Raw genomic sequence first — 24637 nt, forward strand, 5'->3', positions numbered from 1 at the left:
CCCTTGACGGTGCGAAAAGGGGTTGCCAAAGGACCACAGCCGCAATTCTAACATTGCGGTAAGACCGGAGCCCCAAAAGGGCGTCGGTTGCCCGCGCTTCGAAACGATCCTTCTGGAGGCTTTGGTCCTCGTGAGGGGCGTAACGGGTCGAGCGCAGCGAAGCGGGTCCGCCAGGTTGGAAGAGAAATCGACCGCCAGGTGGGCTATTCAGAGTTAGGGTGGAGACGCTCTCGCGCGACGACCCTCGGTCCAAACGTGCTAGACCAATCAGGAACTGGCGACAGATGCTCGACATTAAACGGAAGACCCCCCTCATCGCTCTCGTCGGCGCCATGGCGCTGATGGCGAGCGCCCCGGCTTTTGCCCAGGACGCCTCGGCTCCCGCCGCCGCCTCCTCCACGCAAGCCGCTCCCGCCGACGCCGCCGCTCCGGCCGCGACCCCGGCTCCGGAAGCTCCGCCGGCCGACACCGCCGAAGCTGAAGGCGAAAAGAAGGGCGGCCACTCGCTGACGCCCGTCGGCATGTTCCTCGCCGCTGGCGCCGTCGTTAAGGTCGTCATGATCGGCCTGCTGCTGGCCTCGGTCTTCTCGTGGGTGCTGCTGCTCACCAAGATTTTCGAGTTCGCTGGCCTGAACAAGCAATCGGACAAGTTCCTGGAAGCCTTCCGCGGCGCTCGCTCGATCGCCGACATCGCGCGCATCAGCTCGTCGGAAGAATTCGAAGGCAACCCGATGGCCGACATGGCCGCCGCCGCCTCGCAGGAAGTTGAACTGTCGCGTCAAGCCGGTCTCGCCGTCGCTGGCGAACACCGTGACTCGACGCTGGCTCGCGCCACCTACGCCATCAACGCGGTGCAAGCCTCGCTGGCCAAGCGCCTGTCGGGCGGCATGGTGTTCCTGGCCTCGGTCGGTTCGGCCGGTCCGTTCATCGGTCTGTTCGGTACGGTGTACGGCATCATGACGTCGTTCATCGGCATCGCGAACACCAACACGACCAACCTCGCCGTCGTGGCGCCGGGTATCGCTGAAGCGCTGCTCGCCACCGGTATCGGTCTGTTCGCCGCTATCCCGGCCGTTATCTTCTACAACTACTTCCAGACCCGCATCTCGGGTTACGGCACCCGCTCGGAAGGTTTCGTTGCTGAACTGATGAACGCCATCTCGCGTCAGCTCGACAAGGGGGCGTAACACCCATGGCCGCCAAACTTTCAGGCGGTGGGGGCGACAGGTTCAACGTCGAACAGAACAGCGACATCAATGTCACGCCCTTCGTGGACGTCATGCTGGTGCTCCTGATCATCTTCATGGTGGCCGCTCCGCTGGCCTCCGTGTCGGTCGAAGTGAACCTGCCGCCGGCGGTGGCGAAAGCATCTCCAAACCCGCCGAAGCCGGTTTACATCTCGATCAAACAGTCGGGTCAGATCTTCATTGGGGATTTCCCGACCACCGTGGACGAGATGGGACAGGACATCGCCAAGAACATTGGCCGACGTGATCCGTCCAAGGAGCGCATCTTCATCCGGGCCGACGAAAAGGTTCGCTACGGGGCTTTCATGGAGGTGATGAACACCCTCCAGGATAACGGCTTCTACAGCGTGGCTCTCGTTGGCCGGGATGATAGCTAAGGTAGGGGTGCTGCATGGCTGAACAAAATACGCCCGAGCATCGCCACTACGATCCGCTCACCTCGGACGGCCCGCGTCGCAAGAAGGGTATGGGGCCGTTCGGCGTCGCCCTGATCGTGGTCTGCGGTCTGCACGGATTGCTCTTCGCCTACCTGGCGAAGCAGAAGTTCGAAGCGGTGTTCCAGGAGTACTCGGACGAAGCCGTGGATGTGGAGTTGCCTCCGCCGCCGCCGCCGCCTCCGCCGCCTCCTCCGCCGCCGCCGCCGACCAACGAACCGCCGCCGCCTCCGGCAGTGGTCCAGCCGCGTCCCCCGGTGGCTCCGCCGCCGGACGTGACGCCGCCGCCGCCGCTGCCGATCCCGCCCGTTGAAAAGCGGGTCGAGACCACGGCTCCGCCGGTGATCTCGGCGGTCCCGCCGGTGCCGACGGCTCCGCCGGCCCGCGCGTCGGTGATCACCCGTCCGGACTGGGCCCGCAAGCCCTCCGGCGACGACATGGCCCGGTACTACCCGGACCGTGCTCAACGGATGGAAGTCAGCGGTCGTGCGACGATCTCGTGCACCGTGACGGCTCGCGGTACGCTGGAAGGCTGCTCGATCGTCTCGGAATCGCCCGCCGACATGGGCTTTGGTGATGCAGCTATCAAGCTGTCGCGCCTGTTCCGGATGAAGCCGAAGACCCTCGACGGCGCGCCCGTCGACGGTGGCCAGGTGACCGTCCCGCTGGTGTTCCAAGTCCCGCAATAGGGCCTGGACGCGAGCGACACACAAAAGAAGCGCCCCGGAGTTTCGGCTCCGGGGCGCTTTTTTTACGCCAAATGAGATCGAGCGCGTTTCTTTGGAACGGCTCAAGAATGAACGAGCGCTTTCTTGTGAAAAGAGCGTGTTTCGGCGCTTGATCCGGGGAGCCTGTCCGACTAAAGACACTCCCTCGCGATGCGCCGCCTTAGCTCAGTTGGTTAGAGCGCTGGTTTGTGGAACCAGAGGTCCTCAGTTCAAGCCTGAGAGGCGGTACCATCGCAGACATGAAAGCCCGGGCTTGGTCCCGGGCTTTTTGCTTATCTATCCCCTGCGCAGAAAGGCCCGACGGGTCCCGCCTCCAAAATGTCATGGGGATGGGATCGAAACGGTCATGCTTCGCGTTCAGATCGCTAAGGGGGACTGGCGTATGGTCTTGGGCTTCCCGACGAGCCCCCTGGGGTGGATCCCTGGACGGCGTGCTTCGCCGTTGCGCGTCATCGCGGCGGTGTGTGCGCTTTGCGCCCTGGCCAGCGTGGCCCAGGCCGGCGATCACCGCCCCGTCGCCCACGCCGAAGGCCGCGATCCGACCTACGCCATAAAGGCCGGCTATCTCTACAAGCTCACCGCGTTCGTCGGGTGGCCCGCCGCCGCCTTTGAGGGGCCCGCCAGCCCGTTCCGCCTGTGCGTCGCCGGGCGCGACCCGTTCGGGGGGATGGTCGATCACGCCGTGCGCGGCGCGCGGGTCGGCGAGCATCCGGTCGTGGTCGTGCGCATGCCGGCCGTGGCCAAGAGCACGCCCTGCCACATGCTGTTCCTGGCCGCCGCCCGCACCCAGACCCCGCGGGAGATGCTGGCCATGATCGCCGGACAGCCGCTGCTGACGGTCGCCGACGAGGGCCTCGACGCGCCCGGCGCGATGGTCCAGTTCGTCACGGTCGACAGCCGCATCCGCTTCGCGATCCGGGCGGACGCCGCCCAGGCCGCCGGCCTGACCGTCAGCTCCAAGCTGCTGGCGCTGGCCGCCCAGCCCAGGGAGACCGGCCGATGACGTCGTCTTCCGGACGGCTGGCCTGGCGCCCCGTCCTGACCGTCTCCATGGCGATCGGGCTGGCGATCGCCATCGTCGCGGCCGCGTTCGCCCTGGCCGCCTATAACGAGCACCTGGGCCAGCAGGAGCGCTTCCGCCAGGCCGAGGTGCAACTGCGGATCCTGGCCGGCAGCATGGCCGCGCCCCTGGCCTTCGACGACCGCTCTGCGGCGCGCGAATATGTCGGGGCCCAGAGCTCCAACCCCGATGTCGAGGCGGTCGCCGCCTACGACATGCAGGGGCAATTGGCCGCCAGCTACGTCCGGGCCGGGGCGCCGCCGCCGCCGGCCCGCAACGTCCTGGGGCCGCCGCGCAACGACGGCGCGCGCCTGATCCTGACCTCGCGGGTCACCGAGGGCGAGACCGTGCTGGGTTCGGTCTATCTTCGCACGGTGCTGGAATCGCCTGGCCGCCGCGCCATGCGCTATGCCGGCTTCGCGTTGCTGATCGTCATGGCCGCCTTGCTGATCGGCGTGCTGGGCGCGGCCAACGCCCGCGAAGCCGAGGCCTATCGTCGCCTGAGCCGCGAGACGCGCGAACGCCAGAAGGCCGAGGAGGCCCTGCGCCAGTCGCAAAAGATGGAGGCCATGGGCCAGCTGACCGGCGGTGTGGCCCACGACTTCAACAACCTGCTGATGGTGGCCTCCAGCGGCATGGATCTGCTGGAGCGAACCACCGATCCGACCCGGCGCGAGCGTCTGCGCGCCGGCATCCGCCAGGCCATCGACCGCGGCGCCAGCCTGACCCAGCAACTGCTGGCCTTCTCGCGCCGCGCGCCGCTGAAGCCCGAGGTCGTCGACATCGAAAAGCGCCTGAATGGCATGCACACCTTGCTGGACCGCTCCCTGCGCGAGGACGTGACGGTCGAGATCCGGCTGGCTCCGGACCTGTGGCGGGTCGAGGTCGACGCCTCGCAGCTGGAGGTGGCCGTGCTGAACATCGCCATCAACGCCCGTGACGCCATGCCCGAGGGCGGCGTGATCACCATCGAGGGCCGCAACGAGCCATCCGGCAAACCCGATGGGGCGGGCGACATGGTGCGGCTGTCGATCCGCGATACCGGGGTCGGCGTGGCGCCCGAAGTGCTGAGCCGCCTGTTCGAGCCGTTCTTCACCACCAAGCCGGTCGGCAAGGGCACCGGCCTTGGCCTGTCGCAGGTCTATGGCTTCGCGCGCTCGTCGGGCGGTGAGGCGGGGATCGAGAGCGTCCTGGGCGAGGGGACGACGATCTGGATGCGCATCCCGCGCTGTACCAAGGCCATGGCTCAGGAGACCGCGCCGGCCCTGCTGCGCAAGGCCGGTCCTCAGGCGCGGCGCATCCTCATGGTCGAGGACGACGACAGCGTCGCCCAACTGGTGGAGGAGATGCTGCGCGAGCTGGGCTACGACGTCGTGCGGACCAGCGACGCTCTGTCGGCTCTGGAGACCCTGCGCCAGGACGCCGCCTTCGACCTGGTGTTCAGCGACATGGTCATGCCGGGCGATATCGGCGGGCTGGACTTGGCGCGCGACATCTCACGGCTGCGGCCCGATTTGCCTGTGGTTCTGACGACGGGCTACAGCGCCGCGGCGGCGGCCGCCGCCAACGAGGGCCGGCGGGTGCTGATCAAGCCCTATCGGATCGAAAGACTGGCCACGGAGCTGGACGCGGTGTTCTCGGGCGTCAGCGGGCGAGCCAGGGCTTAGGAGCCGCCGTTCCGGCAATGTCCCAGGGGCGCCGACCGGGTCGCTATCATGCGGTCGAATGTCGGCCGCCTGACACTATCCAGGCCCAGAAAACGCTTCTCGATTAAGAGTTTACCGCAGAGGGAACGCGAGCCAAGACATGCGAGTTGGTTGGCGGTCGGGAGACATCCAAGGGAGACTTTCATGGCCGCCACCGCCAAGACCACCGCCAAGTCCGCCAAGCCGCGCCGCACGCGCCGCACCGCTCGCCGCGATCCGCTGGCGATCAGCCTGCTGAAGAAGGACCACCGCGAGGTGGAAGGGATGTTCGACGAGTACGAACAATTGGAGAAGGACGCCGAGAAGCTGGCCCTGTTCGGCAAGATCGCCCTGGCCTTGAAGGTCCACACCCAGATCGAGGAAGAAATCCTCTATCCGGAGGAACGTGGCGAGGTGGACGATGACATGCTGGACGAGGCCTATGTCGAGCACGACGGGGCCAAGAAGCTGATCGCCGAGATCGAGGCCATGAAGCCCGGCGATGACTACTACGACGCCAAGGTCAAGGTGTTGAGCGAGTACATCAAGCACCACGTCAAGGAGGAGGAGCAGCCCGGTGGGTTGTTCTCGCAGGCCAAGAAGGGCGATGAGGATCTCGACGCCATGGGCGAACGCCTGAAGGCTCGCAAGGATGAGCTGATGGCGCAGTATAGCGGTAAGGCCGTCAACTAAACGCCATTTCCCTGCCCCGGCGAACGCCCGGTCGAATGACCGGGCGTTTTGCCAAGTCCGCCCCGCCAGCCTTGGCCCCGCCGAGGATCCTCCACGAACGCCCTACAGGCCCGCGCCTTGGCGTTTCGCGTACGGCACGCCCAGCGCGACCGTGGCGCCCGCATGGGCGTCCTGCGACGGGGCGTCGGCCGGAAGCCACTCTCTCGAACACCATCGGCCGCTCACGGCGCCAGGCCACGCAGGCGTCGGGTGCTTGGCGTCCGAGAGGATGGCGCGCTTATGCCCGAGATCGAGAACGGCCATGCGTGGCACGTTATCGTTCTCTATTTGTTCTATAAAGTTTTCACGCGCGACAAGCGCAAGAGGCGCAATGTCGCGCGTGAAGGAAAGCGTCGGGAGGCGGACACTTTGCGGCGTCCGCCTCTCGCTGATGGATTAGCCGTTGACGGCGTCCTTCAGTTGCTTGGCCGGCGTGAAGGCGACCTTCTTGCTGGCGGCGATCTCGATGGTCGCGCCCGTGGCCGGGTTGCGGCCGGTGCGGGCCGGCTTGGCCTGGACCTTGAACTTGCCGAAGCCCGGGATCGAGACTTCTTCACCCTTCACGGCGGCGTCGGAGATCGACTTGAAGACGCCGTCGATGATGGCCTTGGCTTGGGTCTTGGTCAGCTTGTCGTCAGCGGCGACAGCGGCGTCGACCAGATCGGAAACGTTCGTCATCTCTAAGCTCATTCCTGTGAATCAGGGAAATGTGAGCCTGACGAGACGGATCGCGTTTGTCACCCATTAGGAAAGGTTAAAAAGCCGATTCACGGGGACAAAACGCCCGTGAGCCGGGGATTTTCAAGGATTCGCCGCCCGCGGAACGGTCAAGCTGGGCGAAAAAGCGTTAACGACCGTCCCGAAAGCAGACTTTCCCGCGATTCACTGCAGCGCGATTCCGGCCTGAGTCGGGGTCCAGCGGGCCCGTCGCCAGGCCAATGGGCTCTGGCCGACGTGCTGGCGGAAGAGGCGCGACAGGTGGCTCTGATCGGCCAGGCCGACCGTCAGAGCGATCTGCGAGAGGGGCTCGCTGGTGGTCAGCATCAGGTCGCGAGCCAGGGCCATGCGCTCGCCCGTGATGTAGGCGTGGGGAGCGACGCCGAAGCTCTGCTTGAAAGCGCGGCCAAAATGGCTGATCGACAGCCGGACCAGACCGGCCAGTTCCTCGACCGTGATGTTGCGGTCGAGATTGCCGTCGATGTGGGCCTCGACGGTCCGCATCTGCCAGGGGGCCAGACCACCGCGCGCGATGTCGAGCGCGTCGAGGTCGCGGTCCTGGGTTTCGCTGCGGACCTGGATCTTGCTGCCGTCCATCGTCTTGCTCCGGGGTGTGTGTTTCCTTGAGCAAAGGGATAGGCCGGCGGTGATCAGCCGATAATCCGGTGTTTCGGTTCTTCAGTGTTTCCAAAACCGCACTAATCGCCGTTCGTCGAGCGCGTCGCGCGGTCGATCAGTGCTCGATCCCGTGCGCCCAGGGCTGTTTGGAGAAGTTCTCGCGCAGGAATTCCAGCAGCACCCGCAGACGCGCCGGTCTGGCGCGTCCCGGTGGCGTGACCAGATGCACGGGGACCGGAACCAGGGTCCATTCCTTCAGCACCTCTTCCAGGCGCCCCTCCTGCAGTTCGTTCCAGATGTAGACCTCGGGCTGAAGCGTGATCGCCAGGCCCTCCAGCAGTACGGGCACCGCCGCCAGGCCGTTGTTCATCCGGATCGAGCCCTGCACCATGACTAGGCGCTCGCCGTGCACGGGATGGAAGAACCGCCACTCCTGAGCCTCGCGCACATGGGTGTAGACCATGGTCGGCATCTTCAGGATGTCTTCGGGCTGTTCGGGACGACCGTACTTGTCGAACAGGGCCGGCGCGCCGACCACCGGCAGGCGGTGGGAAAACAGGCGGCTGGCGCGCATCGAGGAGTCGGCCAGCTGGCCCACCTTGATGACGCCGTCGAAGCCGTCCGCGATCAGGTCGATCTTGGTGTCGGTGATCTGCAGGTCGAGCTCGATCTCCGGGTAGAGCTTGAGGAACTCCGGGATCAGCGGCGCCAGGGTCCGCACCCCGAACGCGCCGGTGCAGGCCAGGCGAATGAGGCCGCGCGGGATGGCCGCCTCCTCCAGGATCTCGGCCTCGACCGCCTCGCCGTCGTTGAGGATGCGCAGCGCCCGGTCCAGCGAGGCCCGGCCGCTCTCGGTCAGGGACAGCTGGCGGGTGGTGCGGTGGAGCAGGGTGGTGCGCATCCGCTCCTCCAGCCGGGTCACGGCCTTGGAAACGGTGGTCTTGGCCAGGCCCAGCTCCTCGGCGGCCGCCGAGAACGAGCCGCGCTCGGCCACCTTGGCGAAGATCGCCCAGGCCTCGAAGTCCGGCAGATGCGGCATGCGACGGTTCCCCAGCGAGTCGCCGAAAGACGACCCGGGCGATCGAAGCGCGACGCGCCGCCGAGCTCAAGGGAAACGACGCTACGTCACCTGGATCCTGACCTCGACGACCTCGCGCAGGGCGCGGGAGTAGGGGCAGAGGGCGTCGGCGTGGGCGACCAGGGCCTTGGCCTCTTCCGGATCGAGGCCGGCCAGGTCGACCGAGAGGCCGATGCGCAGGGCCGGCTTGGCGTCCTCCTCCGAATGGCCGATGGCGACCGTGGTGGTGACATTGGCGTCCTCGACGACGGCGATCTTCAGTTCGGCGGCGGCGGCGGCGGCGGCGGCGCGCAGCGCGTCCAGGAAGCAGGCGGCATAGGCGGCCGCGAACAACTGTTCGGGATTGCTGCCCGCGTCGCCGCGACCGCCCAGGGCCTTGGGCGTCGACAGTTTGACCTTCAGTGCGCCGTCGATGCTGCCGACCCAGCCGTCGCGTCCGCCAACGGCGGTGGCCTGGGTGGAATAGAGGATGTTCATGGGCCTCGCTCTGCGCCGCGATGACAGCGCGGCAGGGGAAACCTACGTCGCGGCATGCGCCAGGACTATCCGGCTTCGGGTCACTTCATTGATGCGGATTTGGCGATAGTCCGGCCAGACAATAGGGATTGAAGACCCTTGGTCTGGATCGCGGCGCCGTTGCGTGATGGCTTGGCGCCGTGAAGGGATCGGAACGCAGCCGACCTCCAATCATTTCTCCTGCAGGCACAGGAGAGACGGCCATGACCGACATCGACAACGGCTACGACGAGCAGGACGGCGCCGAGGCCATGGACGACGACGTGATCGGCAAGGATGGCGAGTTCCGCACCTTCGAGGAGCTGCCCGACGTGCTGGACGTCACCCAGGCCGAGGGTGACGAGGATGACGACGACGCCCTGACGGCTGAGGACCTCGACGACGATGAGATCGTCGATCTTGAGCAGGAGGCCGACGCCGGCGATGGTGTCGACGAGGACGACGACGTGCGCCCGCAAGTCTTCGACGGCGAATAGGCGATGGCCGCGCCGAAGCTGGCCGCCTACCAGGCCAAACGCGACTTCAAGCTCACGGCCGAGCCTTCTGGCGAAGCCAAGGTCGCGGCTTCGGCTCGGGCTCGGTTCGTCATCCAGAAGCACGACGCCACCCGGCTGCACTACGACCTGAGGTTGGAGCATGAGGGCGTCTTTCTCTCGTGGGCGGTGACCAGGGGGCCGTCGCGCGATCCGCACGACAAGCGCCTGGCTGTCCATGTCGAGGACCATCCGCTGGCCTATGGCGACTTCGAGGGCACGATCCCCGAAGGCCAGTACGGCGGCGGCACGGTGATGCTGTGGGATCGCGGCTGGTGGGCGCCCGAGCCGGGCTTCGATCTGGAGAAGGGGCTCAAGAAGGGCGAGATCAAGCTGGTCTTCGCCGGCGAACGGATGAAGGGCGGCTGGGTCCTGGTCCGGATCAACAACGACAAGTTCGCCAAAGGCGGCAAGCGCGAGAACTGGCTGCTGATCAAGCACCGCGACGCGTTCGCTATCGAGGGCGATCTCGATTTCCTGGAGGATACGTCCTTCTCGATCGCCTCGGGCCGGACGATGGAAGACATCGCGGCTGGCAAGGGCAAGGCGCCGACGCCGTTCATGACCAAGGCCGGTCCGACGCCGGACGCGGTCTGGAGCAGCACCAACTCGCCCGAGGCTAGCGCCGAGAAAGCCGCCGAGGACGCTGGCGCGCCGAAGAGCAAATCCTCCAAGGCCAAGCCGAGCGCGAAGACGGCGACGCCCGAGGCGGCCATGCCGGACTTCATCCCACCGCAGCTGTGCAAACTCGTCGACCGCCCGCCCACCGGCGAAGGCTGGGTGCATGAGATCAAGTTCGACGGCTACCGGATGCAGTTGCGCATCGAGGGCGGCAAGGCGACCTTGCGCACCCGGACGGGCCTCGACTGGAGCCAGCGCTTCCCGCAACTGATCGAGGCCGCCAAGGGCCTGCCCGACGCCCTGATCGACGGTGAGGTCGTGGCCCTGGACCAGGCCGGTTCGCCCAGCTTCGCGGGGCTGCAGGCGGCGCTGTCGGAGGAGAAGACCGACGACCTGATCTTCTTCGCCTTCGACCTCCTGCACGCCGACGGACAGGACTTGACCGACCTGCCATTGTCCGACCGCAAGGCCCGGCTGAAGATCTTGCTGCCCGCTGACGGCGAGCGCATCCGCTATGTCGAGCACTTCGCCAGCGGCGGCGAGGCGGTGCTGCGGTCGGCCTGCCGGATGTCGCTGGAGGGCGTGGTCTCCAAGAAGCTCGATGCGCCCTATCGCTCCGGCAAGGGCGCGACCTGGACCAAGGCCAAGTGCCGGGCCGGCCACGAGGTGGTGATCGGTGGCTGGACCACGACCGGCGATGCGTTCCGCTCGCTGATCGTCGGCATCTACAACGACGAGGGGGAGCTGGCCCATGTCGGCCGGGTCGGCACGGGCTTCGGCCGCGACAAGGTGGTCAAGCTGCTGCCGGCCCTGAAGACGCTGGCGCGGAAGACCTCGCCCTTCGGCGGTAAGGGCGCGCCGCGGGGCGGGGCGGACATTCACTGGGTGGAGCCGGAGCTGGTCGCCGAGATAGAGTTCGCTGGCTTCACGGGAGACGGCTCGGTGCGACAGGCTTCGTTCAAGGGATTGCGCGAGGACAAACCGGCGAGGGCCGTCGAGGCCGAAGCGCCCGCGCCGGTCGAAGACGTCGCGCTGGCTCAGCCCAAGGCAGGGCTCGCGAAGCGCGCCGGCGGCAAGGCCTCGGTGCTAGGCGTGGCGATCTCCAATCCCGACAAGCCGCTGTGGCCGGACGCCGGCGATGGGACGCCCGGGACCAAGCTGGATCTGGCCGAATATTTCGAGGCCGTCGGTCCGTGGATGCTGGAGCACGTCAAGGGGCGGCCCTGCTCGGTGATCCGCATGCCGGACGGCGTCGGCGGCGAGACGTTCTTCCAGCGCCATTCGGGCAAGGGCGTCTCGGCCCTGATCGACGAGGTCACGGTGAACGGCGACCGCAAGCCGTACCTGGTCTTCAATACCGTCGAGAGCCTGGTCGCAGCCGCCCAATGGGGCGCGACCGAGCTGCACCCTTGGAACTGCCGGGAGGGCGCGCCGGAGGTCCCGGGTCGCCTGGTCTTCGACCTCGACCCGGCCCCGGACGTCTCTTTCGACGTCGTGGTCGAAGGGGCGCGCGAGATCCGCGACCGGCTGGAAGCCCTGGGCCTGGTCCCGTTCTGCAAGACCACCGGCGGCAAGGGGCTGCACGTGGTCACGCCGCTGAAAGGGACCAAGGTCGATTGGGACGCCGCCAAGGCCTTTGCCCGCGAAGTCTGCGCCCGTATGGCCGCCGACAGTCCCGACCAGTACCTGATCTCGATGGCCAAGAAGGATCGGGGCGGGAAGATCTTCCTCGACTACCTGCGCAACGACCGGATGAGCACGGCGGTGGCGCCGCTGTCGCCGCGTGGGCGTCCCGGCGCGCCGGTGTCGTGGCCCGTGGCCTGGACGCAGGTGAGGAAGGGTCTGGATCCGGCGCGGTTCAATATCCGGACGGTTCCCGGGATGGTGAAGGGGCTAGACGCCTGGGACGCCTACGCGGACAGCGAACGGGACCTGGCGGCGGCGATCAAGAAGCTGGGGAAGGGGTGAGCCAGACCCAATACCGATCTTCCCGGCGAAGGCCGGGATCCAGATCCATCCAGCGCCTTTGCGGTGTTCGCGCCTTACGCCGGCGCCGGGGTCTCGGTCGCCCTGGGTTCGATCTGGGCCCCGGCTTTCGCCGGGGAAAACGGAAGAAGGGTTAGCTGGCCTTTCTCCGCGCCGGAGCCTTGGCCGCAGGCTTCTTCGCCGGCGCCTTGCCCAGGCTGCTCCGCAGCGCCTCCATCAGGTCCACCACATTGGTGTCCTCGGGCTCGGCCGGCGCGGAGACCTTTCGCCCCTTGCCCTTCTGCTTTTCCTTGATCAGCGCCCGCAGCGCGTCCTCGTAGCGGTCGTTGAACTGCTCGGGATCGAAGGGGCCTTCCTTCTGCTCGATGATCTTCTGGGCGATCTGGATCATCGCCGCGTCGGGCTTCTTATCGGGGATGGCGTCGAAATAGGTCGCGGCGTCGCGCACCTCGCGGCGGTTGCGCAGGCTCCAGGCGACCATGCCGTTGTCGCGCGGCTCGATGGCCAGCAGGCGCTCACGCTGGTGCATGACCACGCGGCCCAGGGCGACCTGGCCCTCCTTGCTCATCGCCTCGCGGATCACGCCATAGGCCTCGGCGGCCGGCTTGCCGTCAGGAACCAGGAAGTACGGATTGTCCCAGTACAGCCGGTCGATGTCGTCCGCCGGTACGAAGGTCTCGATGTCGATGGTGCGGGTGCTTTCCAGGCGCACGTCGTCGATCTCGTCTTGGGTGATGACGACGTACTCGCCCTTCTCGTACTCGTAGCCCTTGACGATGTCCGAGCGCTCGATGGGGCCCAGGTCCGGATCGGTCGGGATCATCCGGATCCGGTTGTGGGTCTTCTTGTGCAGCATGTTGAAGTGCACGTCGCCGCGCGCATCGGTGGCGGTGTACATCGCGACGGGACAGGTCACGAGCGACAGGCGCAGGTGGCCTTGCCAGGTGGGACGGCCGGCGGCCATGGGCGTTTTCTCCGTTCGAGCCGACTCAACGGCGCTCGGCGCTGGGGCGTTCCGCTAAGCTTCGGCGCATGAGGCCTGGGCCGCCTCCAGGAAGCGGATGGTGGCCAGTTCAAAGGCGCGCTCCGACCGGCCCGGCTTCAGCGGCAAGACGCCTTGCTGATAGGATTCCAGCACCAGCGGATGGATGTAGGACCCGCGGCAGACGGCGGCGGTGTTGCCCAGCAGGCCGGCGACGGCCTTCACGCAGGTGTTGACGTTGCGCTTGGCCTCGGTGGCGCTGGTCGCCTTGGGGATCAGGCACAGGGCGCGCGCCGCGGCCAGGGTGCCGGCCCAGGTGCGGAAATCCTTGGCCGAGAAGTCCTCGCCCATCGCCGCGCGGATATAGGCGTTGACGTCGGCGCTCTCGACCGAGCGCCGCTGGCCGTCGTCGTCCAGATATTGGAAGAGCCTCTGACCCGGAACGTCTTGGCAGGCCTTGACGATGCGGGCCAGGCGACGATCACGGAAGCCGGTCGTGTGGACCACGCCGCTCTTACCCTTGAACTGAAACGCGCCGCCGACGCTGGACAGCCTGGCGTGGCGATCGCGCAGGGTGGTCAGTCCGAAGCTCTTGTTCTCCTTGGCGTAGGCCTCGTTGCCCACGCGGATCAGGGTCAGCTCCATCAGCCGCACCACGGCGGCGACGACCTTGTCGCGGGGAAGGCCGCGGAGGGCGAGATCCTTTTCGACCTGGGCCCGCAGCTTGGGCAGGGCTCGACCGAAGGCGATCATGCGGCCGAACTTCAACCCGTCGCGGTCGCGCCGCCAGCCGTCGTGATAGCGATACTGCTTGCGGCCCCGCTGGTCGCGGCCGGTAGCCTGGATGTGACCGCGCGGCGAGGGGCAGATCCAGACGTCGGTCCAGGCCGGCGGAATGGCCAGGGCGCGGATGCGGTCGAGCGTCCTGGCGTCGTCGACGCGGTCACCGTCGGGATCGCGATAGTCGAAGCCGTCGCCGCTCTTGATCCGCCGCAAGCCGGGATCGTCGTCGTTGACGTAGAGAAGGCCGGGCGGGGCCGGCTGGAGATCGACCGTGTCGCGTGGCATGTCCTCGGCCTCGTCAGCGCTCCGTCGCCGGATCAACGGCGGGCGTGAGGAGGCGGTTCCGAATGCGAAAAGGCCCGCGATTCGCACATCGCGGGCCTTTCGAAAGCGGTACTGGGCGGAAGCCGTTTAGGGCGCGTCGTCGTCCACCATGGCGCGGACCAGGTCGACGACCCGGCGGCGCAGGCGGCGGTCCGACAGGCGCGGGAACAGGCTCGCCAGCTCCAGGCCTTCGGGCGTGGAGACGAACTCGGTCATGCGCTGGGCGAAACCATCGTCGATGCCGCCGTCGGTGTCCTCAAGGCCCTCGAAGAAGTAGGAGACAGGCGCTTGCAGCAACTTGGCGGCATCATAGAGCTTGCTGGCGCTGATGCGGTTGGCGCCACGCTCGTACTTCTGGATCTGCTGAAAGGTGATGCCCAGAGCGTCCGCGACTTGGGTCTGGGAAAGTCCCATCATCTTGCGGCGAATTCTCAGCCGGGCGCCCACATAGAGATCAACGGGGTGGGCTGGTTCGACTGCGGGTCGATCGTTCATCCGCCTCTATTCCATCTGCGCCGCTCGGCGGCCTTCATGCCAATGTTAACGGGTATAGACACAGCTTGGCTGCATCGTCACGTCCGGACGTGCACGGAACGGGTCTTCGCGCCAAAGTGTCGCGCTCGATTTACTATCGTTAATGATGAATAGATCGAGTAACCAGCATGGTCATTCCGGACTTGACGTTCGCGCGCCTGGAAGGTGTTTGCGCGCCATGACAGTTCAATCAGGCGCGCGTATCGCCGTGGCTGGCGCCGGCGCTTTGGGATCCGCCGTGGCGCTGCGCCTGGCGCGAATAGGGTTCAAGGTCACGATCTTCGATCCGGCCGCGCCGGGTGACAATGCCTCCGGCGTGGCAGCCGGCATGCTGGCGCCGGTCAGCGAGGCGCTGTTCGATCCCGCCTCGCGCGGGCACCTCTCCATCATGCGCCGCGCCCGCGACCTGTGGCCGGCGTTCGCGGATGACCTGGGAATCGCCCTGACTCGCGCGGGCGTGCGGTTCGAGGGTTCCCACGCCTGGCGCGGTCAGGTCGGCGAGCGACTCGCGGCCCTTGGCTTGCCCGACGCCGACACGACCGCCGAGGACTGGCGTATCGAGGCGCAACCCGCGCTGGCGTCGATGCGCGCGGCGGCGCTAGCCGCCGGAGCGCGGTTCGAGACCGGAACGGTCGAGGCCTTCGCGCCCGGCGTCCTGACCTTGGCCGACGGTCGGACCGAAGCCTTCGACGCCCTGGTGCTGGCCACCGGCCCTGGCGTGCGAGATGGCCGCCTGGCGCCCGAGACCCAGGTCCTGGCGCCGATCAAGGGCCAGATCCTGCGAGTTTCCGCCGAGGCCGTTGGCGCGGTGGTGCGTGGCGAGGGCGTCTATCTGGCGCCGGGCGAGGACCTGGCCATCGGCGCGACCATGGAGGCTGGCCGCGACGACCTCGCGCCGGACGCTTCGGCGACACAGGGCCTGCGCGCGGCGGCCTGGGCTCTGAGGCCGGAGCTGGATCTCGACGCGGCCAAGGTCGAGGTCGGCGTTCGCGTCACCACGCCCGACGGCCTGCCGCTGGTGGGCTGGAGCCGGGCGCCCGGCGTCATGCTGGTCGTCGGCGCGCGGCGCAACGGCTGGCTGTTCGCGCCGCTTGTGGCCGACATGGTCGCGGCGTATCTGAATGGCGATAACCCGGGCCCGGACGCCGCTGTCATGGACGCGCGCCGTTTCGAGAAGTCCGAGGGCTGACAACGCAGGGGAGTAGGGCCGGATGTCCGGATTCTGGTTGACCGAAGAGCAGGAAGCCATCCGCGAGGGCGTCGCCAAGGTGTGCGCCGCCTTCGACGATGAATATTGGCGTCGCACGGACGAGACCGGAATCTTCCCCGAGGAATTCGTGGCCGCCATCGCCGAGGGCGGCTGGCTGGGCGTGGCCATGCCGGAGAGCGTCGGCGGGGCCGGCCTGGGCCTGACCGAGGCCGCCGTGATGATGCAGACCGTGGCCCAGTCCGGCGCGGGCTTCTCGGGCGCCTCGGCCATCCACCTCAACATCTTCGGCCCGATGCCGCTGGTGAAGTTCGGCTCGGACGAGCAGCGCGATCGCCTGCTGCCCCGGATCATCTCGGGCGAGGACAAGATGTGCTTCGCGGTGACCGAGCCGAACTCGGGCCTCGATACGTCCAGCCTGGAGACCCGCGCCGAGAAGGTCGACGGCGGCTATCGCCTGAATGGCCGCAAGATCTGGACCACCGGCGCCCAGCGCGCCAACAAGATCCTGATCATCGCCCGCACCACGCCCAAGGACCAGTGCGCCAAGCCGCACCAGGGCCTATCCCTGTTCTACACCGACGCCGAGAAGATCGAGGCCAAGCCGATCCCGAAGATGGGCCGCAAGGCCGTCGAATGTAACATGCTCTTCATCGAGGACTTGTTCGTGCCGGCCGAGGATCTGGTCGGCGAGGAGGGCAAGGGTTTCGCCTACCTCCTGCATGGCCTGAACCCGGAGCGGGTGCTGTTCGCCGTCGAGGCTATCGGCCTGGGCCGCGCGGCGTTGGCCAAGGCCACCACCTACGCCAACGAGCGGATCGTGTTTGGCCGGCCGATCGGCAAGAACCAGGGCGTGGCTCACCCTCTGGCCAAGTCATGGGCCGAGCTGGAGGCGGCCAACCTCCTGGCCTTCAAGGCCGCCGCTCTCTACGACCAGGGCAAGGACTGCGGGGCCGAGGCCAACGCCGCCAAGTACCTGGGCGCCGAGGCGGGCTTCCACGCCTGCGAGAACGCGGTCCTGGCGCATGGCGGCATGGGCTACGCCAAGGAATATGACGTCGAGCGCTACTTCCGCGAGGCGATGATCGCCCGCATCGCGCCGGTTAGCCGCGAGATGATCCTGAACTTCATCGCCGAGCGCGTGCTGGGACTGCCGAAGAGCTACTGATGATGACGAAGGGCCGGGTCGCGGAAGGCTAAGCGACCCGGCCGCCGTTTCAGCGCCGGAGGGGGCTTCAGGCGCCCGCGCTGAACCGGATCGGGATGCGGACCGTGGCGCCGTCCACGGCCTGGCCGTCCTCCATCTGCGGCTTCATCCTGAAGAAGCGCGAAATCTTCAGCGCCGCATTGCCGAAGCCTTCGTCGGCGGGCGTTTCGGAGGCCACCACGCAATCGCGGACCGCGCCGTTGAGGGCGACCGTGCAGCTCAGCGTCGCCGAACCGGACAGGCCGCGCCGCTGGGCGCTTTCCGGATAGTAGCGCGAGACTTCGTCCGCCGAGGGCGTGCGCAGCCAGTTGGCCCGGGTGATCACCTTGGGCTGGGGCGCGGGCGGTGGCGTCGGCGCGGCCGGGATCGTCGGCATCACCGGCGGGCCGGTGACGGTCGGGCCGGGAGGAATCTCCACGGGCTTGATGGGGAGGGGATCGGGTGCGGGGATGGGCGTTGGAACTGGCGTGTGTAACCGGATCTGGTTCCGAGGCGGCGGCTGGGTCGTTGGCGGGGGAGGCGGCGGCTTCGGCGGCGTGTAGGGCAACTCCAGCCTGAAGCCCGGATCCTCCTGCGCCATCGGCAGCGGCGTGACGTACTTGGTGTAGGCGAGGTAGCCAATCAGGCCGAGATGCGCGGCGGCCGAGACGGCGATGCCGATGACCAGCACCTTCGAGGGCTTGCGCGGGGTGTCGTCCAGGCCGGGGATGCCGGAGCCGCTAGGATGGAGAGCCAGGTTCATGTCGATCTCCTACGCTGGATTACAGTTGTAGGATCAGGTCAGCACGAACGCGTGTGGCTGTAAATTGACAATCGTAATCTCAGTGGCGATTTGTCTTACGCTTGTAAGAATGGGTGCGGCATGTCGTCATACGGGGACGGTTGGTCAACGTGGTTAATCGCGAATTAACCATAGTCGCCGACTCCTGATGTCCATGCCCGCCGTCAGTTCCATCCGCAGCGTCGTCGAGTCGGCGATCCAGCGCGCGTCCAGCGCGACGGGGGTCGACTTCACGTTCCTGATGGGCACGGCCAAGCGCGAAAGCGGCTTCAACCCGGCCGCCAGAGCCCGAACCTCCTCGGCGTCGGGCCTCTTCCAGTTCGTAGACCAGACCTGGTTGTCCACGCTGAAGAAGCACGGCTCCAAGTATGGCTACGCCCGTTATGCCGATCTGATCTCGCAGGGGCCCGACGGTCGCTATCGAGTCGATGGCGACGAAGCCCGCAAAGCCGTGCTGGGCCTCAAGGCCGATCCGCACGCCGCCTCGCTGATGGCGGGTGAACTGACCTCCGACCACGCTTCGTATCTGCGAGGGCGGGTGGGACGCGACCCGACCTCCGGCGAGCTCTACGCCGCCCACTTCCTGGGTCCGGCGGGTTCGGCTCGGCTGATCCAGGCCGCCACGGCCTCGCCGGGCGCCAGCGCCGCGGCGATGTTCCCGGACGCGGCCCAGGCCAACAAGTCGATCTTCTACAAGGACGGCCGCGCCGCCACGGTGGGCGAGGTCTACGCCAACCTGACCAGGACCGGCGGCGCGACCCGCGTCACCGAGCAGCCGGATACGGTCAAGCTGCCCGAAGGCGATCAGGGCTTCATGCAATATGCCGGCGGCCGCCGTCTGGAGCGCATCCGCCAGCAGGAGGCGATGGTCGACCTGATCCTGCGCGGCTCGCAGGACGCCGCCAACCCGTTCGGCGGCTCGGGCGCCTCGAGCATGGGCGGTGGTCAGCGCCTGGCCAGCTCGATGTTCTCGGCCGAGATGCTGCGCGTGCTGGCCGAGGCCAACGACAAGGTCAAGCAGCGCTGAGCTTGGTTAGCTCTGATACCTGATCCTCGGACCAACCCAACTCTCTGAACACCGCCGCTGTGTCCGCGCCCAGCTTCGGCGCGGGTCCGCGCGGGCCGTCCTCCGCGCCGGGAAAGCGGGCCGGAGCGGCGGGGGCCTTGAACGTGCCGCCCGCGCCGTCGGGCGTGTCGACGAAGCAGCCGGCGGCTTCCGCCTGCGCATCCGCGGCCAGCTCGCGCGGGGTCTGATAGGGCGCCCAGGTGATGTCGCCGGCGTCTAGGGCTTCGGCGGCGTCGTCATAGGCCATGGCCCCGAAGGCTTCATCCAGGATGTCGACGAGCGCCTGGCCGTTCTCGCGGCGGGCCTTGGCGTTGGCGAAGCGGGGATCCTGGACCAGCTCCGGCCGACCGGCGGCGGCGGCGATACGCGGCCAATCGACCGAACCCTGGCGGGGCAGCAGGCAGATCCAGCGACCGTCGGCGGTCTTGTAGAAGTTGGCCAGCGGCTGCACCGCCTCGCGCCGCCCCCGCGTCGAGGCCAGTTTCCCGAACCGCAGCTGGATCGCCATGTCCGAACCGATCGCGTAGACGCCCGTACGGAGCAGCGAGGTCTCGACCAATCGGCCAACACCGGTGCGTTGTCTCTCGTGGACCGCCGCCAGGATCGCCGACACGGTGGCCAGCGAGGTGACGTGGTCACCCATGCCGGTGCGGATCGGGAAGGGTTCGGTCCCCTTCGGCGCGGTGATCGATCCCACGCCGGCGCGGGACCAGAAGGCCGCGACGTCCATGCCGGGCTTGTCACGATCAGGGCCCGTCAGGCCGTAGCCCGTCAGGCTGCAATAGATCAGGCGCGGATTGACCGCTTTCAGCGCCTCGTGGTCGAGGCCGGCGCGGGCCAGGGCGGCGGGGCGGACATTGGTGAGGAAGATGTCGGCCGTGGCGGCCAGGGCCTTCAGCGCGTCGCGGCCCAGGTCGGACCGGATGTCCAGCACCACCGCCCGCTTGCCGCGGTTGTCGAGCTCGAAGATCGGGTTGGCGTCCTGGTCCGAGCCGATGGTGTCGAAGAACCGCCGCATCGGATCGCCCTCGGGCGACTCGACCTTGATCACTTCGGCGCCCCAGTCGGCCATGATCCCGGCCGCGCCGGGGGCGGCGATATAGGTCGCCAGTTCGACGACCCGCAGTCCCTCCAGCATCGCTCTCTCCCTTTTCTCATTGCGCAAGAGTGTGCGGATCGGGGAGGAGGTTGGAAAGGCTTACCTGGCGGCAAGCCCTCCGTTCAGAACATGATACAGCCGGGCGGTTCGACCTTGAGGATGCGCAGCGAACGCTCGTGACCGTCGCGATCGGGCCACTGGATCGACTGGCCGACGGAGAGCCCGATCAAACCGGCGCCGACCAGGGACAGGACCGAGATCTTGCCGGCGGCGATGTCGGCCTCCTTCGGATAGACCAGCAGCACCGAGCGCGCCACGCCATGGGCGTCGTCCTCGAACCGGACGGTCGAGCGCATGCGAACGACGCCATCGGGCATGTCGCCGTCGGGGCGGATCTCGGCGCGGTCGATCTCCTGCAACAGCATGTCCGCCGCGAGCGGCGCCGCCTGCTCCATCTGCAGGGCCAGGGTGGAAAGGCGGTCGACCTCGGTCTCGGCCATGATGATGCGCGGACGCGCGACGGCGTCCTCTTGCGGGGGCATGGAAAGCTCCTGGCGATGATGTAATGGCGCGACGGCGCGGGCGGCGCGCCGTCAGATGACGATGGGAGTGATGTTCGCCCCGAACGCCCGCGACGGATGCGCGGACGGTTCGGGGCTACGAGCCCGCGAGCAGGCTACCGCCGTGATGGCGAAAACGCCGAAAGGTCGAGCGCGAGAACATGCGTCATTCTCCACTCGCCGTCTGGCTTGTCAAACCGAAGCTCAGGCGGCTTCCGATCGAGCGGCGCGACGGTCGAGCGCGGCGGCGTCGGCCAGGGCGCGGGCGACGCCGGCCACGCTGACCGGCTTGCGCAGCATGATGTCGGCGCCGGCCTCCAGGAAGCCGGTGGCCTCTTCGCCGTCGCCGTCGATGATGGCGACGATCGGGGCGTGGCGGTTGGGGCCTTCGCTGTCGCGCAGGCTGGCGGTGGCGGTGGGGCCGTCCATCACCGGCATATGGTGGTCCAGCATGAGGAGGTCGAATTCGGCGATCTTGGCCAGGTCGGCGGCGCGGCGTCCATTCTGGGCGTGAACCACCTGATGGCCCAGCTGCTCCAGAATGGCGCGCAGCATCGCCGCGTTCAGGGCGTCGTCCTCGGCGATCAGGATGCGCAGGGCGCGCGGCGCGCCCGAGGTGTCGGCGGCCGCAGCCTCCATCTCTTCGGCGTCGGACGCGTACTGTGCGTCCGGATCGAAGGGCAGGGTCAGGGTGAAGCAACTGCCGACGCCCACGGCGCTACGCGCCTCCAGGGCGCCGCCCATCAACCGGGCCAGCTGGCGCGATAGCGACAGGCCCAGGCCCGCCCCGTTGACGCCGGCGCCGGTGCGCTCGATGCGGCGGAAGGGCTCGAACGCCTGCTCGATCTCCTCGGTCGACAGGCCGGGGCCGGTGTCGGCGATCTCGATGGCGATCTGCCCGTCGCGGGGTTCAAGACGAACCTCGATGCGACCGCGCACGGTGTACTTGACCGCGTTGCCCAGCAGATTGGCGATGATCTGGCGGGTGCGCAGGGCGTCGGCGACGGTCGCGCCCCTGTCGCGGATGCGCAGCAGCGGGTCGACATGGACCGTCAGCTCCAGGCCCTTGGCCGCGGCGTGCGGCTTATCCAGCAGGGCCAGGTCCTGGACCAGGCGGACCGGGTCGAACGGCTGAGCCTCGACGCTGAGGCGGCCGGACTCGGCGATCTCGGAATCGAGCGTGGCGTTCAGCACCGCGATCAGGTCCTGGGCCGCGTCGAGGGCGGCGTTCAGCTGTTCGCGCGAGGGCGCGGCGCGGCCGCCCTTGCCGGCGGCGGCGGCCAGCACGTGGGTGACGCCGGTCAGGCCGTTGCGGATCTCGTGGCTGAGGGTGGCGACGATGTCCGACTTGCTGCGCGCGGTGCGCTCGGCCGCCTCCAGCACCCGCAAGCGTTCGTCGACCAGATGTTCGTGTCGGACGGCCAGGTCGTGCTGGCGGCGGAACATTCGGTTCAGGATCAGCGCCAGGGTCATCGCCAGGGCGGTGGCGCCCCAGGTCAGCTCGCCCAGCTGGCGGTCGCTGGCGAAGGAGGCGATCAACGGGCCGGCCGCGGCGATCGGCGCGACGATCAGCAGGCCCGCCAGATAGGGCGCGGCGAAGAAGGCGCAGAGCACCGCGCCGGCCGTGGCCAGCATCAGCAGGGGCTCTCGCGCCGGTCCGGCGCCCAGGGCGAAGACCGAGACCTGCACCGAAGCCAGGGCCCAGAGCACGCCGCCCATCACCTGGACTCGTGCTCTGCGGTTAAGATCTTGCGACGCTTCGTCGCGCAGCCAGTTCACCACCGCGTAGAAGGCGCCCCAGTTGATCGCGAACACCGCGAAGCTGGCGGTCATCCAGACGCGGTTGGCGGCGAACGATCCGATCCATACGAACAGGGGCAGGCTGACCGCGAAAACCCCAAGCGCGTAAGGCAGCAACGCCGTCTGGGCGTCCAGGGCCTTGGCGAGGTGGGCGCCCTCTGTCGAGATATCTTGTGGGCGGCGCTCGGCGAGCAAGGTCGCGCTCCTCGTGATTGAGGACGCACCTTAGGGGAGCGTGGTTTGTACCCGGTTACGGGGTATCGTTAATCCACAGGTACAAAGTTCAAACAATCATTAAGCCTAACCGTCGAAGATGAGGCTCCAAGTCCCAGACTCTCGGCAGGCGACCATGGCCACCACACGCGCCGCTCTCACCGATTCCGACATCCGCATGCTCGTGAAGGGCGCGACGCCGGACGAACGGGCGCTGGCCGCGCACAAGCTGTGCCGCACCATCGACCGCGGCGCGCTCAGCGATGAGGACCGCCAGGTAGCGCACGAGATCCTGCGGGTGATGGCCGCCGACGCCGCCGAGCTGGTGCGTCGCGCCATGGCGGTGACGCTGAAGAATTCCATGGCTCTGCCGCCGGACGTCGCCAACCGCCTGGCCCGTGACGTCGAAAGCGTCAGCCTGCCGATCATTAGCTTCTCGCCGGTGTTCACCGACGCCGACCTGGCCGAGATCGTCCGCGTCGGGGGCGCGGCGCGCCAGAAGGCGGTGGCCAGGCGTCCCAAGCTCTCCAGCCGTATCACCACCCTGCTGGTCGAGCAGGGGGACGAGGACGTGGTCGCCACGGCCTGCGCCAACGACAACGCACGCTTCTCGGAAGTGACGCTGCAGAAGGCGCTGGATCGCTTCTCCAAGTCGGAGAGCGTGCTGCAGGCCGTCGCCTATCGCGCGGCTCTGCCTCTGGCGGTCAGCGAGCGCCTGATCGACATGGTCGGTGAGCAGCTGCGCGACCATATCCTGACCAGCCACGCCCTGTCGGCCGAGCGCACGATGGAGCTGATCATCGGCGCCAAGGAACGGGCGACGATCGATCTGGTCGACCAGGCCGGCCGCGCCGGCGACCCGAAGGCTTTCGTGGCGCATCTGAGCAAGGTCGGCCGCCTGTCGCCGTCGCTGCTGCTGCGGGCCCTGGCCCACGGCCACATGACCTTCTTCGAGTGGGCCGTCGCCGAACTGGCCGGCATTCCGCACCACCGCACCTGGCTGATGATCCACGACGCGGGCCCCCTGGGCCTGAAGGCGATCTGCGAGCGGGCCGGGCTGCCGCCGCGCCTCTACTCAGCCTTCCGCGCTGGCGTCGACGCCTTCCACGGTCTGGAGTTCGACGGTGGCGCGAACGACCGGGAGCGTTTCCAGGAGCGCATGATCCAGCGCTTCCTGACTTCGTCGCACACGGTCTCGCGCGAGGATAGCGAGTACCTGATGGACCGCATGGATCGCAGCGCCAACCGCCGTCGCGCCAATCGCGAGGATCAGGGCGCGGCCTAACAACTGTTCGAAAGGGGTATGGGCAAGCTCGCGCGGCGGCGCCAGACTTGCCGCATGTCCGACTCCTCGCAAGGCGCGATCCGCCTGGCCGCCACCGTACTGCTGCTTCGAGACGCGCCTTCGTTCGAGGTGCTGATGGTCAAGCGGCATCACCAGATCGACTTCGCCGCCGGGGCCCTGGTGTTCCCTGGCGGCAAGAGCCACCAGGGCGACAGCGATCCGCGCTGGCGCGAGCTGGCCATCGGGTTCGACGAGGTCGGCCCAGGAGAAGGGGGGCAGGATGGCGTGGCCCTGCGCATCGCCGCGATCCGCGAGGCCTATGAGGAAGCCGGCGTGTTGCTGGCCCGCGACAGGGACGGGGCCTTCTATGCCGGCGAGGCGGCCAAGGACGTCCGCGCGGCGGTGGCCGAGGACAAGGTGGCCTTTCTTGACGTGGTCGAGGACCTGGGCCTGAAGCTGGATCTCTCGGCCCTGACGGTGTTCGCGCGGTGGATCACCCCCAGGCTGATGCCCAAGCGCTTCGACACCTGGTTCTACGTCACCCACGCGCCCCTGGCCCAGCAGGCGATCTGCGATGGCCACGAAGCGGTCGACGCCGAGTGGATCGCCCCGAGCCTGGCGCTCGACCTGGCGGCCTCGGGCGAGCGCAAGGTGATCTTCCCCACGCGCATGAACCTTCAGCTCCTGGCCGAGAGCACCAGTCCCGTCGACGCCGTGACGCGGGCCGAGGCCCGGGAGCTGGTCACGGTCGAGCCTTGGGTCGACGGGCGAGTCCTGCGGATCCAGGAGAACGCCGGCTATGGCGCGGTGACCGAGCCCCTGGAAGCGCTCTGAGCGCGCG

24 protein-coding genes and 1 tRNA gene are annotated in these 24637 nt (G+C 67.8%); 14 read left to right on the forward strand and 11 right to left on the reverse strand.

Translation table 11 applies throughout. The features are described 5' to 3' along the window. Positions 1-284: 284 nt before the first annotated feature. The 7 genes from AC1RNC_RS18495 (at position 285) to AC1RNC_RS18525 (ending at position 5847) form a co-directional block, all read left to right on the forward strand. Positions 285-1187, forward strand: a complete 903-nt coding sequence (locus AC1RNC_RS18495) for a MotA/TolQ/ExbB proton channel family protein (RefSeq protein WP_492838008.1) — start codon at positions 285-287, stop codon at positions 1185-1187. Between the two features lie 5 nt (positions 1188-1192). Further along, positions 1193-1624 (forward strand): biopolymer transporter ExbD, encoded by a 432-nt coding sequence (locus tag AC1RNC_RS18500; RefSeq protein ID WP_125158817.1) that lies wholly within the window; start codon positions 1193-1195, stop codon positions 1622-1624. Between the two features lie 14 nt (positions 1625-1638). Continuing rightward, the gene (locus tag AC1RNC_RS18505) at positions 1639-2370 is read left to right on the forward strand and encodes an energy transducer TonB (protein ID WP_125158816.1); all 732 of its coding nucleotides are present in this window, start codon (positions 1639-1641) and stop codon (positions 2368-2370) included. A 193-nt stretch (positions 2371-2563) separates the two neighbouring features. Beyond that, a tRNA-His gene (locus AC1RNC_RS18510) sits at positions 2564-2640 on the forward strand. Positions 2641-2851: 211 nt separating this feature from the next. After that, the gene (locus tag AC1RNC_RS18515; protein WP_492887777.1) at positions 2852-3412 is read left to right on the forward strand and encodes a TOL_0243 family YfiR-like periplasmic protein; all 561 of its coding nucleotides are present in this window, start codon (positions 2852-2854) and stop codon (positions 3410-3412) included. Continuing rightward, positions 3409-5136 carry an ATP-binding protein gene (locus tag AC1RNC_RS18520; RefSeq protein ID WP_492887778.1) on the forward strand — a complete coding sequence of 576 codons (1728 nt, stop codon included), beginning with the start codon at positions 3409-3411 and terminating at the stop codon, positions 5134-5136. Before AC1RNC_RS18515 ends, AC1RNC_RS18520 begins: the two co-directional genes overlap by 4 nt. A 183-nt stretch (positions 5137-5319) precedes the next feature. Beyond that, the gene (locus AC1RNC_RS18525; RefSeq protein ID WP_492887779.1) at positions 5320-5847 is read left to right on the forward strand and encodes a hemerythrin domain-containing protein; all 528 of its coding nucleotides are present in this window, start codon (positions 5320-5322) and stop codon (positions 5845-5847) included. A gap of 435 nt (positions 5848-6282) precedes the next feature. Here the strand turns inward: AC1RNC_RS18525 and AC1RNC_RS18530 are convergent, their stop codons facing one another. The 4 genes from AC1RNC_RS18530 to AC1RNC_RS18545 form a co-directional block, all read right to left on the reverse strand. Then, complete coding sequence (locus AC1RNC_RS18530; RefSeq protein WP_066682603.1) at positions 6283-6564, reverse strand: HU family DNA-binding protein; 282 nt, start codon at positions 6562-6564, stop codon at positions 6283-6285. 204 nt (positions 6565-6768) lie between these two features. Next, complete coding sequence (locus AC1RNC_RS18535) at positions 6769-7200, reverse strand: helix-turn-helix transcriptional regulator (RefSeq protein WP_492887780.1); 432 nt, start codon at positions 7198-7200, stop codon at positions 6769-6771. Between the two features lie 136 nt (positions 7201-7336). Further along, positions 7337-8260 (reverse strand): LysR family transcriptional regulator, encoded by a 924-nt coding sequence (locus AC1RNC_RS18540; RefSeq protein ID WP_492887781.1) that lies wholly within the window; start codon positions 8258-8260, stop codon positions 7337-7339. Positions 8261-8341: 81 nt separating this feature from the next. Further along, the gene (locus AC1RNC_RS18545; RefSeq protein WP_492887782.1) at positions 8342-8776 is read right to left on the reverse strand and encodes an Ohr family peroxiredoxin; all 435 of its coding nucleotides are present in this window, start codon (positions 8774-8776) and stop codon (positions 8342-8344) included. A gap of 242 nt (positions 8777-9018) precedes the next feature. Between AC1RNC_RS18545 and AC1RNC_RS18550 the strand changes: the two genes are divergently transcribed. Together AC1RNC_RS18550 and ligD are read left to right on the forward strand one after the other, a co-directional pair. Beyond that, on the forward strand, positions 9019-9291 hold the full coding sequence (locus AC1RNC_RS18550; RefSeq protein WP_492887783.1) for a hypothetical protein: 273 nt from the start codon (positions 9019-9021) through the stop codon (positions 9289-9291). A 3-nt stretch (positions 9292-9294) separates the two neighbouring features. Beyond that, positions 9295-11937, forward strand: a complete 2643-nt coding sequence (ligD, locus tag AC1RNC_RS18555) for a DNA ligase D (protein ID WP_492887784.1) — start codon at positions 9295-9297, stop codon at positions 11935-11937. Between the two features lie 151 nt (positions 11938-12088). Here the strand turns inward: ligD and ku are convergent, their stop codons facing one another. The 3 genes from ku to AC1RNC_RS18570 all read right to left on the reverse strand — a co-directional run bounded on the left by ku (position 12089) and on the right by AC1RNC_RS18570 (position 14539). Continuing rightward, a complete protein-coding gene (gene ku, locus AC1RNC_RS18560) occupies positions 12089-12919 on the reverse strand; it encodes a non-homologous end joining protein Ku (protein WP_492887785.1) in 831 nt (276 codons plus the stop codon). A 54-nt stretch (positions 12920-12973) separates the two neighbouring features. After that, positions 12974-14005, reverse strand: a complete 1032-nt coding sequence (locus AC1RNC_RS18565) for a DNA topoisomerase IB (RefSeq protein WP_492887786.1) — start codon at positions 14003-14005, stop codon at positions 12974-12976. Between the two features lie 126 nt (positions 14006-14131). Then, positions 14132-14539: a helix-turn-helix domain-containing protein gene (locus AC1RNC_RS18570; RefSeq protein WP_099576434.1), complete on the reverse strand. Its 408-nt coding sequence runs from the start codon at positions 14537-14539 to the stop codon at positions 14132-14134. Positions 14540-14756: 217 nt separating this feature from the next. Between AC1RNC_RS18570 and AC1RNC_RS18575 the strand changes: the two genes are divergently transcribed. Beyond that, positions 14757-15767, forward strand: coding sequence for an NAD(P)/FAD-dependent oxidoreductase (locus tag AC1RNC_RS18575; RefSeq protein ID WP_492887787.1), 1011 nt, complete (start codon positions 14757-14759; stop codon positions 15765-15767). Positions 15768-15789: 22 nt separating this feature from the next. Then, positions 15790-16953 carry an acyl-CoA dehydrogenase family protein gene (locus tag AC1RNC_RS18580; RefSeq protein WP_125158800.1) on the forward strand — a complete coding sequence of 388 codons (1164 nt, stop codon included), beginning with the start codon at positions 15790-15792 and terminating at the stop codon, positions 16951-16953. Between the two features lie 67 nt (positions 16954-17020). Here AC1RNC_RS18580 and AC1RNC_RS18585 read toward each other — a convergent pair whose 3' ends face one another. Beyond that, entirely contained in the window at positions 17021-17734 is a 714-nt protein-coding gene (locus AC1RNC_RS18585; RefSeq protein WP_492887788.1) for an energy transducer TonB family protein, read from the reverse strand. Positions 17735-17927: 193 nt separating this feature from the next. Here AC1RNC_RS18585 and AC1RNC_RS18590 point away from each other — a divergent pair, with 193 nt between their 5' ends. Further along, positions 17928-18800, forward strand: coding sequence for a lytic transglycosylase domain-containing protein (locus tag AC1RNC_RS18590; protein ID WP_492887955.1), 873 nt, complete (start codon positions 17928-17930; stop codon positions 18798-18800). On the opposite strand, the gene AC1RNC_RS18595 is transcribed toward AC1RNC_RS18590, so the two are convergent. The 3 genes from AC1RNC_RS18595 to AC1RNC_RS18605 form a co-directional block, all read right to left on the reverse strand. Beyond that, positions 18787-19977, reverse strand: coding sequence for a CaiB/BaiF CoA transferase family protein (locus AC1RNC_RS18595; RefSeq protein ID WP_492887789.1), 1191 nt, complete (start codon positions 19975-19977; stop codon positions 18787-18789). The genes AC1RNC_RS18590 and AC1RNC_RS18595 overlap by 14 nt on opposite strands. Positions 19978-20060: 83 nt before the next feature. Next, entirely contained in the window at positions 20061-20480 is a 420-nt protein-coding gene (gene rnk, locus AC1RNC_RS18600) for a nucleoside diphosphate kinase regulator (protein WP_492887790.1), read from the reverse strand. 222 nt (positions 20481-20702) lie between these two features. Next, complete coding sequence (locus tag AC1RNC_RS18605) at positions 20703-22493, reverse strand: hybrid sensor histidine kinase/response regulator (RefSeq protein WP_492887791.1); 1791 nt, start codon at positions 22491-22493, stop codon at positions 20703-20705. A 154-nt stretch (positions 22494-22647) separates the two neighbouring features. Here AC1RNC_RS18605 and spbR point away from each other — a divergent pair, with 154 nt between their 5' ends. Both spbR and AC1RNC_RS18615 read left to right on the forward strand, forming a co-directional pair. Continuing rightward, positions 22648-23796: a pole-localized protein SpbR gene (spbR, locus tag AC1RNC_RS18610; RefSeq protein ID WP_492887792.1), complete on the forward strand. Its 1149-nt coding sequence runs from the start codon at positions 22648-22650 to the stop codon at positions 23794-23796. A gap of 54 nt (positions 23797-23850) precedes the next feature. Then, complete coding sequence (locus AC1RNC_RS18615) at positions 23851-24630, forward strand: NUDIX hydrolase (protein ID WP_492887793.1); 780 nt, start codon at positions 23851-23853, stop codon at positions 24628-24630. Positions 24631-24637 lie beyond the last annotated feature (7 nt).

The organism is Caulobacter sp. GW822-FHT01G02, assembly GCF_058802865.1.